This window comes from Photorhabdus hainanensis (assembly GCF_018448965.1).
Classification (GTDB): Bacteria; Pseudomonadota; Gammaproteobacteria; order Enterobacterales; family Enterobacteriaceae; genus Photorhabdus; species Photorhabdus akhurstii.
This window is the reverse complement of the sequence record NZ_RCWD01000042.1, coordinates 14,315-27,324: the sequence shown is the minus strand read 5'-3', so window position 1 is coordinate 27,324 and position 13,010 is coordinate 14,315. Positions and strand designations below refer to the sequence as shown.

At 36.8% G+C, this 13,010-nt stretch carries 13 protein-coding genes; 12 read left to right on the top strand and 1 reads right to left on the bottom strand.

What is annotated here, in order from left to right; genetic code table 11:
• The 3 genes from EAE92_RS20050 to EAE92_RS20040 are packed head-to-tail and all read left to right on the top strand — an operon-like array spanning position 1 to position 2,996.
• On the top strand, positions 1 to 237 hold the full coding sequence (locus tag EAE92_RS20050; RefSeq protein ID WP_214069363.1) for a hypothetical protein: 237 nt from the start codon (positions 1 to 3) through the stop codon (positions 235 to 237).
• 25 nt (positions 238 to 262) lie between these two features.
• On the top strand, positions 263 to 2,500 hold the full coding sequence (locus tag EAE92_RS20045; RefSeq protein ID WP_214069362.1) for an LPD7 domain-containing protein: 2,238 nt from the start codon (positions 263 to 265) through the stop codon (positions 2,498 to 2,500).
• Complete coding sequence (locus EAE92_RS20040) at positions 2,460 to 2,996, top strand: hypothetical protein (protein ID WP_214069361.1); 537 nt, start codon at positions 2,460 to 2,462, stop codon at positions 2,994 to 2,996. Before EAE92_RS20045 ends, EAE92_RS20040 begins: the two co-directional genes overlap by 41 nt.
• A gap of 108 nt (positions 2,997 to 3,104) precedes the next feature.
• Here the strand turns inward: EAE92_RS20040 and EAE92_RS20035 are convergent, their stop codons facing one another.
• On the bottom strand, positions 3,105 to 3,725 hold the full coding sequence (locus EAE92_RS20035) for a hypothetical protein (protein WP_214069360.1): 621 nt from the start codon (positions 3,723 to 3,725) through the stop codon (positions 3,105 to 3,107).
• Positions 3,726 to 3,748: 23 nt separating this feature from the next.
• Between EAE92_RS20035 and EAE92_RS20030 the strand changes: the two genes are divergently transcribed.
• From EAE92_RS20030 to traW, 9 genes are read left to right on the top strand one after another with little or no spacing between them, the layout of a single operon-like run.
• Positions 3,749 to 4,396, top strand: a complete 648-nt coding sequence (locus EAE92_RS20030) for a DotI/IcmL family type IV secretion protein (RefSeq protein ID WP_214069359.1) — start codon at positions 3,749 to 3,751, stop codon at positions 4,394 to 4,396.
• 16 nt (positions 4,397 to 4,412) lie between these two features.
• On the top strand, positions 4,413 to 5,465 hold the full coding sequence (locus EAE92_RS20025; protein WP_214069358.1) for a DotH/IcmK family type IV secretion protein: 1,053 nt from the start codon (positions 4,413 to 4,415) through the stop codon (positions 5,463 to 5,465).
• Positions 5,466 to 5,477: 12 nt separating this feature from the next.
• Entirely contained in the window at positions 5,478 to 6,635 is a 1,158-nt protein-coding gene (gene traO / locus EAE92_RS20020) for a conjugal transfer protein TraO (RefSeq protein WP_214069357.1), read from the top strand.
• A gap of 11 nt (positions 6,636 to 6,646) precedes the next feature.
• Positions 6,647 to 7,336, top strand: coding sequence for a hypothetical protein (locus EAE92_RS20015; RefSeq protein WP_214069356.1), 690 nt, complete (start codon positions 6,647 to 6,649; stop codon positions 7,334 to 7,336).
• Positions 7,337 to 7,351: 15 nt separating this feature from the next.
• On the top strand, positions 7,352 to 7,879 hold the full coding sequence (gene traQ / locus EAE92_RS20010; protein ID WP_214069355.1) for a conjugal transfer protein TraQ: 528 nt from the start codon (positions 7,352 to 7,354) through the stop codon (positions 7,877 to 7,879).
• A 12-nt stretch (positions 7,880 to 7,891) separates the two neighbouring features.
• Entirely contained in the window at positions 7,892 to 8,284 is a 393-nt protein-coding gene (locus tag EAE92_RS20005) for a DUF6750 family protein (protein ID WP_214069354.1), read from the top strand.
• A 17-nt stretch (positions 8,285 to 8,301) separates the two neighbouring features.
• Positions 8,302 to 8,781, top strand: a complete 480-nt coding sequence (locus EAE92_RS20000; protein WP_214069353.1) for a hypothetical protein — start codon at positions 8,302 to 8,304, stop codon at positions 8,779 to 8,781.
• Positions 8,778 to 11,801, top strand: coding sequence for a conjugal transfer protein (locus EAE92_RS19995; RefSeq protein WP_214069352.1), 3,024 nt, complete (start codon positions 8,778 to 8,780; stop codon positions 11,799 to 11,801). The genes EAE92_RS20000 and EAE92_RS19995 overlap by 4 nt, the downstream gene beginning before the upstream one ends.
• Positions 11,798 to 13,003, top strand: a complete 1,206-nt coding sequence (gene traW, locus EAE92_RS19990; protein ID WP_214069351.1) for a conjugal transfer protein TraW — start codon at positions 11,798 to 11,800, stop codon at positions 13,001 to 13,003. The genes EAE92_RS19995 and traW overlap by 4 nt, the downstream gene beginning before the upstream one ends.
• The last annotated feature ends 7 nt before the right edge of the window (positions 13,004 to 13,010 follow it).

The following is a 13,010-nucleotide window of genomic DNA, read 5'->3' as shown; positions in this document are numbered from 1 at the left end:
ATGCAGAAACGAAACACTATTAATTGGTCAGAATATCCAACACCGGAAGAACGCATAAAGGCGTTGAATAGAAATCCTGATGCAATCGCTAATGAACTACTTGACGAAGGTCAATCTATTGTCTACAGAACGCATGATATCCCGAAGGATTACTTTATTCGTGAATACCCAGACGGTAAAAAATTTGTGTTCAAACGTGATGAACAAGGCAATGAAATTCAGGTAAGGCCGTATTAACCAACGATTAATAGAGATTAGTAACATGGATAACAGCCCTACATTGTGGGTTTTTGCTGGCATTAATGGTGCAGGTAAATCCACAATTCAACAAAGAATCTTTGAAAATGATGAAGTAAAAGTAATTAACGCCGATGTGTTGACCGCACAGAAACCCTTACTTTCTAGTGGGGTAGCAAATACTTTCGGCGGCGGTCGTGAAGCAATACAGCAAGTACGAGAAGCCTTAACAAATCATCAATCTTTCAGTATTGAATCTACCTTGGGAGGTAAAGGAGATAGAGACACTTACGCTATGAAGGTGATGCAAGAAGCAAGAAAACAGGGTTATCAAGTTAATTTAATATATGTTGCCCTGGATTCGGCTGATATAGCAAAAGAACGTGTTTTAGAGCGAGTTGCAAGGGGGGGGCATGGCATTCTGCCTGATACTATAGAACGACGTTATCCTGAAACGCTCATGCGTTTGGAGCGTGCTATAGAACTTGCTGATAATGCTTATGTTTATAACAACTCTGGCAGAAATTATCAGTTGGTAGCTCAGAAAGAAAATAATCAGGTTTTTCGTTTTTCCACCCCGGATTGGCTAGCAAAATATTTACCGAAGCCAGGCCGAAAACAGAGTGAAGCTCCTCAACCTCAGAATGAAGGGGGGCCTGAAACAATGCAGGAAGCGCAACAAACTGAGATAAATGGCTTTGCTTTTGACAATGGAGTTATGACAAAAGAAAGGCTTGATTTAGAGGCTTTAGCGCAAGCAATTACAACCCACTATGATGGAGAAAAAACTAACTACTATTTTAATAACGAGTTAGCATTTTTCGATTATGGACAGTCTATCAGAATGGCTTCAGAACAAGCGTCAAAGCGGGATGATATGGTGTTAATTGCGTTACAAACGGCAATCTTACATCATAAAAGTGGTTTCAAAATTGTTGGTAGTGATGAATTTAAACAGAAAGCATTATCATTGATCGCTGAATATGATTTAAAAGTCACACTAACAGATAAAAACCAACAAGTGGAGCTTGAAAAATTTAAACAAGAATATCAAAACAAAAAAACATCACTAGTTGATTCTCATACTTCACAAACAGAAAATAAAACAGATGAAAATAAATTTTATCAGGGTAAACCAGATGAAAGCAATAATCATAATTTTTCCCTTGATACAGATGCTATTATAGTAGGAAATAATAATAAAAAAGAAAATGAACCTGATGATACAGCAGTAGATCAACATGGCTATATTAGAGGGGAGTTGGTTAAAGTAGACAATGCCCCGTATTTATTTAAAGAAGGTGAAAAATTTAGTCCTTATATCGTGTTAAAGACTGATAATGAGAGAAATCCTACCCGTACACTATGGGGGGTAGATTTTCCTAGGGCTATAGCTGAATTTCATGCTAAAGAAGGTGATTTGGTTAAGATTAGACATTTGGGAAGAAAGCCTGTTACTGTTAGTGTACCTATTAAAGATGAAAAAAATAAAATAGTAGGATATGAAAAAATAGAAACTATTAGAAATGCCTGGGAAGTAATTCCTGAATATCCAAAACCTACTAATAACAACCCTGAAGCGATACCCGCTAGAGATTTTAAAGGATATGATGTTAAAACTTTTAAAGAAATACAGGAAAAAGTACACGAACAACTTTACTCTTTTTACGCGAAAAATAACACAGTACCAAATTTAAGTAATGATGTTGAGAAATACAAAGGGGATTACGTTTGGTTTTATCCTAATGGAAAGCCTGTTCCAGATGATGTTAAAAAACCAATGACTCCACCAAATCTTTCTGATTTTTGTCGATTGTCCGGGCAAATGGTGTTTGTAGAGCAGGGAACATCAGGGGCATCCCCGATAAATGCTGTACTTGTTGTTGGGCGTGATGGCTATTTGCAAGGGGTTGTTCGTGACCGACAAACAGATGTTTTCCATGATGTTATTGTGCCGATAAATCAAACTAAGCAAAGGGAAAACATCAATAAAACTTATGCGACATTTGTGGGGTTTAAAGATGAACAGTGTAATTATATGGCATACGGAAATATAGATAAGTCAGGAAAAGTATTAAAATATAAGCTCTCTGATTCAAAGGAAATTAGAGGGATGATGCTTACTAATGAAGATCTAAAATATCAAAATGGTTATGGTGGATTATTTAAAAATGATAGAGATCAAAACAATCAAAAAAATACTCAGCAGCAGGAGGCGCAGCATGTTAATAAACAAACAAGATCAGCAAAACAAAAAATGTAAGTGTGGAGTGTTTGCGGTATTTGCTACTTTACTATTTGCACAAATATTTCCTTGTGATGTGTTGGCTGCAAATGCTAATTCAGTACCAAAGCATTTGGATTGCCCGGCGGGTAAAATTGCACTGGCCTCACAGAAAGCGGCAATAGAAGCTGAAATGAAAAGGATTGAGGATATGGCGAATGAAAGCCAGGATTTCAGTGATGATTTAGGAAAATGTTTAGGCGGGTTATCAGTTAGTATTAGAATCCCTACATTTCCTTCTATTGATGATATTTTAGGTAAAATAAAAGATAAGGCTTGTCAGGTAGCTAGGGATCAAATAGACGGTCATATTAGAGGTAAATTACCATCCTCAATAGATCCGTGGAAATATGCAACCGACCAAATTCCTGATAGTAAATATGGTGAATATCTGCCAAGTACTGGAAATAAATCAATAAATGTCAATACCCAAGATAAATTTAAGGATGATTCTTCTTTTCCATGGTCACTTTGACTGTATTTCCCCGTGTATGCGGGGAAATACATAGTAATATATTTAAATGCAATGTGTTTGATTTGAACGATATTTAGTGCTTTTTTATATTAATCAACGCTGATATAATTAGATAACTTTGTACTGTTCAAGTTCTTTTGGTGTTAAATTAGAAAAAAAGGATGATCTATTACCAACGCCTGACCAAGTATGTACAATCTCTTTTCCATTTTTTATTTCTACAGCCCTATACATGATAGGTAATTTATTTTTTTGTCCTGGTGAAATGTTGTATTTTTCTAACTGCTCATCAGATAAATCTTTGAAAAATTTTGGTCTCCTACCTACTCCTGTCCAAGAATATACTTTTTGATTCCCATTTTTGTCTGTAGTGACAGACTTGTATTTAACGGGAAACTTATTGTTTTTATTGAATTTTCTTCTGTTTTCGACAACATCTTTTGTGTTATCAATATCAGTGATAACGAGTTCAGTAATAAAATTTTCTATCTCATCATTTGTCATTCCTTCTTTTTTTAATTTGTCAATAAGTTTATTTTTTATTGAGATTAACTTCTCATGTTTTGACTTTCTACCTTTAATTAATCTTGATAGTAAGTTGCTCATGTTTTGTTGCATATGGTATAGTTCATCATCGGTAAATTCCGTTAAGTATCGTTGAATAATTTTCTGGTCAGTTAGCGTTTTTCTAAGAAAATTCAAATTCCTGGTAAAAACCATATCTGTCATTCTACTTACCTCCAGGGGCTAATATGGAAAATGATAATAAAGACATTGTAGCTGCTGTCATTCAATATACTATTCAAAATGTTATCAAAGAGCTTAATAGGTCATGGTTGAAGATCGGTATTTTGTTAAGTATTGCATTACTCATATCTATCCTTTCAAATATTTACTTTTCTGTAAAATTAGCCAATAAGGAGCGAGAGTATTTTGCGACCAGCGAAGGATATGTTTTCCCTGTGGTTCCCACAAAAGAACCTGTTTATGATGAAAACGAGGTTCAAAAATTCGCAGCATCAACTTTAAGTGATTCACTACAATTAAACTTCGTCCACATCGATAACCAGCTATCCAAAATCAAACCAGATTTTACGCAAGCAGGTTATGATTCATTCTATACCGCTTTGGAAAAAAGCGGGCTAATCAATGAGATAAAAACAAAACATTTAAACCTCAAAACACTTTTTTCACCGGGGAATTTAACAACAATGGGGAGGTTGCCCAATGATGTTTTTGCTTGGAAGTTCAGGTTCCCAATCATAATGCAAAAAGTTAATGGAAGCGGTAACTATCGGAGCGTCAATTACAGCGCATACGTGCAAGTAATAAGAGTTAGTACCAAAAGTAAACCTAATGGGATAGCTGTTAACCAAGTAGTTTTAACGCCAGCGGATTGATACGAGGACGATATTTATGAAAGTAAAATACATTGTGATCGCCTTCTCTGCCTTGTTTTCTTTTGGTGTAAGTGCTGAAAAAGTTCAAAAGTCAAATGTCCCATCGATTCAAGATTCTGTTTCTATGGATACTCAGGCGGTTGATAGTAATACTTCAAAAGATAATCAGGCAGGAGTAATGAGGCCAACCACAGCTTTACCTTCTTCTGATGATGTTGTTAGACAAGCACAGCACAATACACCTACTCAACAAGTACCAGTAGAATCTGTTGAAGAACTCCCACCATTACCAGAAGATTTACAGTCTTTAGTTGAGCCAATAACACCAGGGGAAATTAGGACGATTAAACAGAAATTGGATAATGTTGAAGAAGCTGTAAATGAAGTGTCTTATTCTCCGATCCCTAAGGTAAGTAGTCAAACTGTAAGCCTCTCTGCTGGCTCTGCTATTCCTCAAGTCAGGATTTACAAAGGGGTAACAACAACAGTTACTTTTTCCGATATTACAGGTCAGCCCTGGAAAATATTAGTTGCTCCGGTAAATTCCAACAGTAAAGCAATGAAGGTTGATTACATATCGGAATCTCCGATTATGTTTATCCAACCACTTTCTAACTATGTAAACGGTAACGTAACAGTTGCTTTAGAGGGGCTACCAACACCGATAACACTCAACGTTGTGACAGCTACCCCAGATAAACAGAAAAAAACAGTCAGTGTTGATTACCGCTTAGATTTACGCATTCCTAAACGTAGCCCAAATACTCCGGCAAGAACACTGATACCAACTCAAAAAATTGATTTGTATAGTAAAGAGCTTCAAGCATTTGTTGATGGTGTACCTCCTGAAAATGCAAGGAAAATTAAGCTAAAAAATGCACCGGCTAATACTCAAGCTTGGTTAATGGGGGATGAGTTAGTTATCAGGACTGATTTATATATGCGTGATGAATTTAGCCGGACATTAACCGCCATAGACGGTACTCATGTTTATGTGCTCGATGTTACGCCAGAAATTTTACTTTCTGATCTCAATACTACACGCCGTGTAATGGTTGATGTTGATTAAGGGGAATAGTGAATGGCGGCTAAAAAACAAGCAATGAAAAAATTGACTATTATCATAGGTACTGTAGTTGTAATTGGTATTGCATTAGGTGCAATCATCATTTCATCTGGTAGTGATGATTCAATTATGGCCGCTAATTCAAAAGTGGTTAATAAGCGAACCTCATTAACTACTGATAGTAATAATGATGATGAAAGTTATCGTCAGTTAATGCAGGAATATAACGAAATTAATAGTCAAAAAGCATTAGCGTCTGGGGCAAGTTTTGTCGGCACAGCTTCTGGTAAGGAAGTTGCTGCGCCACATGATCAAACTCAAAAATATGAGTGGGAAAAAGATTCTAAGCCAATTCAAAACACGGTAACGCAAACTAACAATTCACAGCCTCAAAATTCACGGCTTCAGGAAGAGGTTCTAAAACGGAAGTTAGCACTTTTACAGAAAATTGAGGATAAAAGGGGCGTACCAGATAATGGAACAATCATTGCTGCGGCCAATGTATACGGCGGTAATAGTAGCGGTGAAAATAAGTGGTTAGCAAGCCTTTATCCTGCTTCTAATCCGGTAGCGACGCAAACTAATACACAACAAGAACCAGGCATTCAGTTAGTTAAAGGATTAGCGACATTCCCGGCGGTTGTTGATAGTGCCGTTAACAGTGATAATCAAAATATGAAAATGGTAGCTCATATTGCTGCCGGAAAATTAAAAGGGGCGCAATTTTTTTCTAATCAGTTATCACTGGCCGGGGATGGTGTTGAAGTGAAATTCAGTACGATGCAATGGAATGGCCGTTATTACCGAATTGAAGCCTATGCAGTTGAGACAGGAACAAATGAATTTGCCATAGCGAGTGAGGTTAATAACCGCTGGTTCAGTCGTATTTTGCTACCTGCTTTAACGTATGGAATCGGTCAAACCGGGAAATTATATAAAGATAGTAATTCAAATGTCATTGTCACCCCCAATGGAGGTGAATACCGCAGCACTGGTAGCCCGAATGGTGAAGCTATAACTGGAACTATTGTCGGCGGTATCGGTGAACAAGCTGGAAAAGTCATGGCTGAAGATGCCAGTAAGTTACCAGTTAAACAAGTCACAGTTGATGTTAACAAAGTTATTGGGATTCAGTTTGTCAAGCCTGTTTATAGTACTGATGCGATCCAATAAGAGGGGTAAAGATGTCAGATAAAGAACTCATTTTAGGTAATGAAAATCTAAATACTCTGCCGATGGATGAACCTGATTTAAAGAGAAAAGTTAAATCACCACTACAACAGGAACGTAGTAATAAAAAACAGTTAGATAATAAACAAGGTCTTGTAAGTAAATATTGGCCTTTCGCTATCGCGATTCCCCTTGTTTTAGGGTTTATTTGGCTTGGTACTTATGAACCTTCGGAAAGCAGTAGCGAATCAGCACAATCTATGGTGATTACTCAGCCTGTACAACAAGAAAAACAAGCTGAATCGTCAGATTATATTGAACGTCAACAATCTACAGAACAAGTAACAAACCTTTCGCAAATTTTGCTTGAACAAAAAAATCAAATAACGCAACTAGAGCAAGAGAATGGACAGTTAAAATTGGCGATCATTCAAAATAGGCGAGCTATTGAACAATTACAACGGAATAGAAACGCTGGTGTTTCACAAGCTACTATGGCTATTACAAAATCTAAACCATATTATCCGTCCAGAGTGTTGTTAACCAATATGACTCTGAACGATATCAATGTAAGTATTGCTTGGATTAAGTACCAAGGAAAAACTTATGCGGTACAAGTTGGGGATTCATTAGGCGGCACAAGAGTTATATCTATTGATCCCCAAGAAAGATTAGTTGTCACGAATAAAGGATTAATCCGATAAGGTGTTGGTGAATATATGAACCTGGATATCGATAAAATTCTGACAACGATAGGCCAAAATGCGCCTCTTATTGTCCTCACTATCTTTGCTATTGGAAGTGTAGCTGGAATCATTATCACAGGTAGTTATTTACTATCTATGAAAAGGCAAGCTAACCATGCTCAATCAATGCGATATGGGCGTATTATTTTCGGAATTTGTTGTGCTGCTTTTATCTGCTCAATGCCTGAATTTATTTCAAAAATTGGGAATGGTTTCAATTTAGGATATGGCGTGGTAAATTATGGCATTCCTAACGTAGCTTCAAAAAGTTTGTATGGCTATGGGGCTGATACAATTAATGCAGCTTTAGCTATTGCTAGGGTGATAGGTGTTCTTTCTGTTTATGGAGGGTTAAAACAATTATCTGATTCTAATTTAGATGGTAATACTGATCTGTCTAGTTCTCAAGCAAGGGGGAAGGGGATAATAAAAGTAGTTTGTGGTGTACTACTTATATTTAATCCAGAAATCCTCGATTCTTTAGGTATAACTTTTGGTTAATAAGTGAAAAATATGTTGACTACAATTTATAATATAGCCTTGAAAATAAAAATTGCAATGCAAATTCGCAAATATCAATTGATGGGTGCTATTTCTACTCTTCTATTAGCTTCTTCACCTGCACATGCTGAAGGTGATATATGGGAAATAGTTAGAAGTTGGGGAGATGGTATGAAATCCATTAGAGAGCCTATCTTTTGGATTAGCGGCACAGTGGGTATTTTTTCTATTATATCTGGTTTAATTATTATTAAAAATGTTAATGATGCTAAAAGGCAAGGCCAAAACTCAGGACGTAGTGTTATGACTGGTGTTTGGGCTATTGTCATTGGTGCAGCTTTGGTTGGTTTAGCCTCGTTTATCAAAATCTCCACCAAGACAGCAGGTGTTGAATCATCTTTATAAGAAGAAGGAATATATAAATGAGTAATAGCCAACAAGTCGCAAGACGCTGTTTTTTTTGTGGTGTAAGAACAGATGCTCTTTATGAATTCAAAGAGGGTGAAAAAAAGAAATTAATCTGTTTGTTGTGCGCGGAACAGCAAACAGAGTTATTTCCTTCAGATGCGACTGTTGGCTTTTTTGGGGTAAGGAGGAAACCACGTGAATGTTATATGTTACTTAAGAGAGCTATTATAAAAGCTCTCAATAGTAACGATGAAAAAACACGGAAAAAGGCACTTGTAATTTTAAAAAAGATGAGTGAATCAGCTTCCTTAGTAGAGGGTTTATTTGGTTCAAACCAACGAGAGGATTTAAAAGTTCAGTTACAACAACAACCAAAATTAGTTTTGATTGATAGTGATAAGCAACTTGCTGATAAAGTTAAAAAAGAAAATGATAACTATCCTGATATCAAAGAATGGGAAAGAATCTATCAATCTTATAAGGGGAAGATATGAATTTACTAGATATTTTTGCCGAAGCAATTGCTAAAAAGTTTATTAGCAACGACACACTACATTATGCAGACTTAGCGACTATTATTGGTTTAACTAATGATGATAAAATTTTACACCCTGAAATCCAACACTCTTATATTCTGACTACTGAAAATACCGAATATTTATCAGTGGTTGAAATTATCGGTGCTAAATCTGCATTTGGTACTGATGGTTATAGAGAATATATAAATAATTTGGCGACGGGATTAAGTCATATTTACAGTGGCCCAGGGCATAAAATTAGTCTTTTCTTTGAAAGAGATTGTTATAAAAATAACTCAGAATTAAATGATATATATCACCCTCATATTGTTGCTATGGAGCGATTAAACGTTGATTTGACACCGATTATTAAAGATGAAGCGGTAAAATTATCAGCACATTACGCACAGGAACGATGTTATTTAGTTTTATATACTAGCGTCTCTTTACTTGATAAAGAAGATAGAGAAGAAGATGTAAAAAGGATTAGTAAAGAGTTAGAAGGGTTAATGTCTACTACACGGGGGCAAAATCCCCTCGTTTATACTTTGACTGGATTAAAGATTTTACATGATGCTGTATTTTGGCAGTGTATTAATACACTAAAAGGTACCGCCGATAATGGTTTAATTATCGATGTGTTAGATGTGAAACAAGTTGGAAATATACAAAAAACTTGGCTTATGCCTGATTCAACGCCTAAAGGTTGGGAGCCTAGAACTATTTATGATAAAAATATTATCTATGACCGTAAATCGTATACAGATGAAGATAATATATTTCCTGCAAATTTAAAGAGTCAAGTTCTAACAGGTAAGATTGATGTTCATGATGATATTGTTGAATGTGATAATTGGTTTTACAAATCTTCATTTGTAGAGGATATGCCATTACACAAAGTGGCTTTTCAGAAACTATTTAGGGAGATACCTAAAGTTACGCCTTATAGAATCAAATATGATTTAATTGGTGGTTGTGATACTAATTGGCGTTCTAGTGTTTTATCTGTTATTCGTTTTATTCCTTCGTTAAAAAATATTGCAGATGATTTAGATTATATTGAAGGTAAAAAGGAAATAGACACCCCTATTAGATTTGCTATCGAAATGTTGACCTGGGGGCGTACTATTCAAGAAGTAAAACGTAATTCCTCAATGCTATCTAAAGCTGTTCAAGGTTGGGGAATTTCTACCGTATCAGATAGCTACGCTGATCCTGTGGTTCCTTTTATTTCAAGTATTCCTGCTTTAGCACAACGCACTACGGGAGAAATCGCGTACTCGCCATTGAGTGAAGCACTCCATTTTTTACCATTTGAACGCCCAGCTAGTGTATGGGCTAAAAATGGTATTGTTTTTTACCTTACAGAAGATGGTAAGTTATTTCCTTATCGTATAGCCAGTAATTTACAGTTGAAGCATACCGAAATGATCACTGGTACACCAGGCAGTGGTAAAAGTGTGTTAGCGAATAGAAACAATCTTGCCCTAGTTTACTTATCACAAAAAAATTTACCATTTGCGACTATTGTTGATAAGGGGTTGTCAGCGAAAGGGATTTATGATCTGCTTTCCCAGGTATTACCACCTGAAAAGCGACACCAGATTGCACATATCATTTTAGAAAACAGCCGTACACACAGGGTTAATTTCCTTGAAACCCAATTAGGAAGTCGTTACTTAACGACCTTAGAGAAAACATTCGTTGTACAGATGCTATCAGCATTTTGTATTGACCCGGAAAAGGGATTGCCCCCTAATGCAAATGATATTAATTCTGTTTTAAATATCTTAGTTGATCTCGTGTATGAGAAATTGCGCCATGAAAAGGCTAAGCTATTTGAGCCTAGCCAACAGGTTGTTAATGAGGCGCTTGAGCGTACAGGGATTTTAAAAGAAAAAGGTGAAAGTTGGCTCGATACGGCGACCTGGTTCGATGTGGAAGATGTGTTATTTGATAAAGTCGAAATTTATGCTGCTACAATAGCGCACCGTTACGCAATGCCAGTTTTGGATGATTTTCAATCCTATCTCTCTGATGCAAAACTGACTTCAGACTTTGAGAAAGTCAATATCGAAGGCTCTCAGGAAAGTGTACTTGATTATATAGGCCGTTCAATCCGGGCAGCAGTTAGCAAGTACCCAATTCTATCTGATATAACAAACTATGATTACAACGCTCAAACCCGTATTGTGATCATCGATATGATGAATGTTTTAGGTGCAAATACCCCTGAAGGACAATTACAGTCAGGGATTATGTACTTATTTGCCCGGCACTTAGCAACCAAGAATTACTATCTACCGCAATGTACAGAGTCCTTCTTACAAGGAATTCACCCTCGTTATCGTAAGTATCATGAAAAGCGTATAGCTGAACTCTCAGAAGAAACAAAGCATACTTTTTATGATGAATGCCATAACTTTAAAGATATTAAATTTATTCAAACAGCCCTGAATACCGCTGATTTGGAAGATCGTAAGTTTGGTGTAAGAACAGTCTTTTCTTCTCAGTACGTTCAGCATATGCCGGAATCCGTTGTTAAATCAGTAAATACCTTGTTTATGATGCGGTTAGCTGAAGGTGATAAAGAATATCTCGATGGGCTGGGGATATCGATTCCAGGTGATGTTATTAAACGTTTTAATCGGCTTTCAGCCGGTGCTGCCAGAGACGGCAGCGGTACATATTTTTTGGCCGTATTCAAAACGATAGAGGGGAATATTTGCCATATTTTGAAAAATACAGTGGGTACTAAGCAGTTATGGGCACTAACTTCAAACATGAAGGATAGAAAGCTGCGTGAATTACTGTACAAAGCGGTAGGGGTTAACGCTACCTTAGATATTCTGGCAGAACGTTTCCCTACATCTACGGCTGATCCTTACCTCAATAGCTTATCTGATTCGGATAGCGACGATAGCGAAGATACAACGATGATTGAAAAATTGGCTAAAGAATTAATCGTGGCTCATTCTCATAAGGGGGCGAAATGAAATATTCCCGATCACCATTAAAAAAACTGTCATTGGTTTTATCTGCTTTGTTCTTCAGTTCTAATGCTTTGGCTTATACGTGCCATATAGCAAGTTCAACGCCGGTTTCGTCTCAGATAATGCCGGCATTGGGAACGGTTAATTCTCAGTTAGGCACAATCCAGGCAACATTAATTAATATTGGTACAGCCATTACACAGCAAGGGGATAGACAAGCAGCCCTGATAGACCAGGCTTTTAAAAAGCAGCAACAATTTGAAATTGCACAGAAAAAACAGGACAGACAGAAAGAGGTTATTGATAAGTACAAGATCCCCGATGATATTTGTGCTCAGTCGATTTCAGGAGGTATGGGGAGGGCAAGTAATGCGGCTCACTCTGGTGTGTCCTCTTTAGGGGCATCCAGTTCAAATAAAAATGTGAGAAATGCTTATTTAGCTCCGGCCAAATCAACGGATGTTGATACAGGGAATACCGCTTCAGCACATAGCGCCTATTGTAGTGAAGCGGATATGGTGGCCTATGGTGGCACTAAGTTTTGTGAGAGGCCGTCGGATATGCCTAGCGGTGATATCTCGCTTACAAGCGTATTACAGGGAGCTGGAAAAGCAGATAAGCAACCAGATTTAACTTTTACTGAAGAACAAACAGATGCGGCTTTACTATATGCCAAAAATACTACTGGGCGCAGTGCTGGAAGAGCACCGGCAAAAGGCGAGGTTAAATCCGCTGCTGGTCGAGTTTATTTAGGGTTGTTAAAACAGTACCAAGCGTATATTGATGCATCTCAGCAACCGCAATTGGAAATGATTGCGGCCAGTAAACCTAATCCACAAACGATAGAGCCTGTTAGAGAAACCTTAAAAGTACCGAGCATGAAATATTATTATGATAAAACGGTTTCCAACACGGCTAAATCAAAAGGAATGTCTTTAAGGGAGTTTGAACAGTTCGAGGTTGGTAGGCGTTACGCCAATATCGCTTATCAAGCTGATTTAACAAGTAAAACTGATACAGATCTTTTAAAAGAACAGATTATGGTAACTAACCTTAATAACTGGCTTTTATTGGAAAATAAAAAACAGCTAGAAAAACAAAACATCTTAACTGGTCAGATACTTACTATTTTAGCTTATGGTCAATATAAAGATTTGCTTGATTCTAAAGTTAATCAATTAAATCAGTCAATTAGCTCTAGGTGATGATAAT

Coding starts and splice junctions, on each gene's coding strand:
- EAE92_RS20015 (WP_214069356.1), top strand. CDS start 6,647: ATGTCAGATAAAGAACTCATTTTAGGTAATGAAAATCTAAATACTCTG.
- EAE92_RS20025 (WP_214069358.1), top strand. CDS start 4,413: ATGAAAGTAAAATACATTGTGATCGCCTTCTCTGCCTTGTTTTCTTTT.
- EAE92_RS20000 (WP_214069353.1), top strand. CDS start 8,302: ATGAGTAATAGCCAACAAGTCGCAAGACGCTGTTTTTTTTGTGGTGTA.
- EAE92_RS20040 (WP_214069361.1), top strand. CDS start 2,460: ATGTTAATAAACAAACAAGATCAGCAAAACAAAAAATGTAAGTGTGGA.
- EAE92_RS20030 (WP_214069359.1), top strand. CDS start 3,749: ATGGAAAATGATAATAAAGACATTGTAGCTGCTGTCATTCAATATACT.
- EAE92_RS20035 (WP_214069360.1), bottom strand. CDS start 3,725: ATGACAGATATGGTTTTTACCAGGAATTTGAATTTTCTTAGAAAAACG.
- EAE92_RS19995 (WP_214069352.1), top strand. CDS start 8,778: ATGAATTTACTAGATATTTTTGCCGAAGCAATTGCTAAAAAGTTTATT.
- traO (WP_214069357.1), top strand. CDS start 5,478: ATGGCGGCTAAAAAACAAGCAATGAAAAAATTGACTATTATCATAGGT.
- traQ (WP_214069355.1), top strand. CDS start 7,352: ATGAACCTGGATATCGATAAAATTCTGACAACGATAGGCCAAAATGCG.
- EAE92_RS20050 (WP_214069363.1), top strand. CDS start 1: ATGCAGAAACGAAACACTATTAATTGGTCAGAATATCCAACACCGGAA.
- EAE92_RS20005 (WP_214069354.1), top strand. CDS start 7,892: ATGTTGACTACAATTTATAATATAGCCTTGAAAATAAAAATTGCAATG.
- traW (WP_214069351.1), top strand. CDS start 11,798: ATGAAATATTCCCGATCACCATTAAAAAAACTGTCATTGGTTTTATCT.
- EAE92_RS20045 (WP_214069362.1), top strand. CDS start 263: ATGGATAACAGCCCTACATTGTGGGTTTTTGCTGGCATTAATGGTGCA.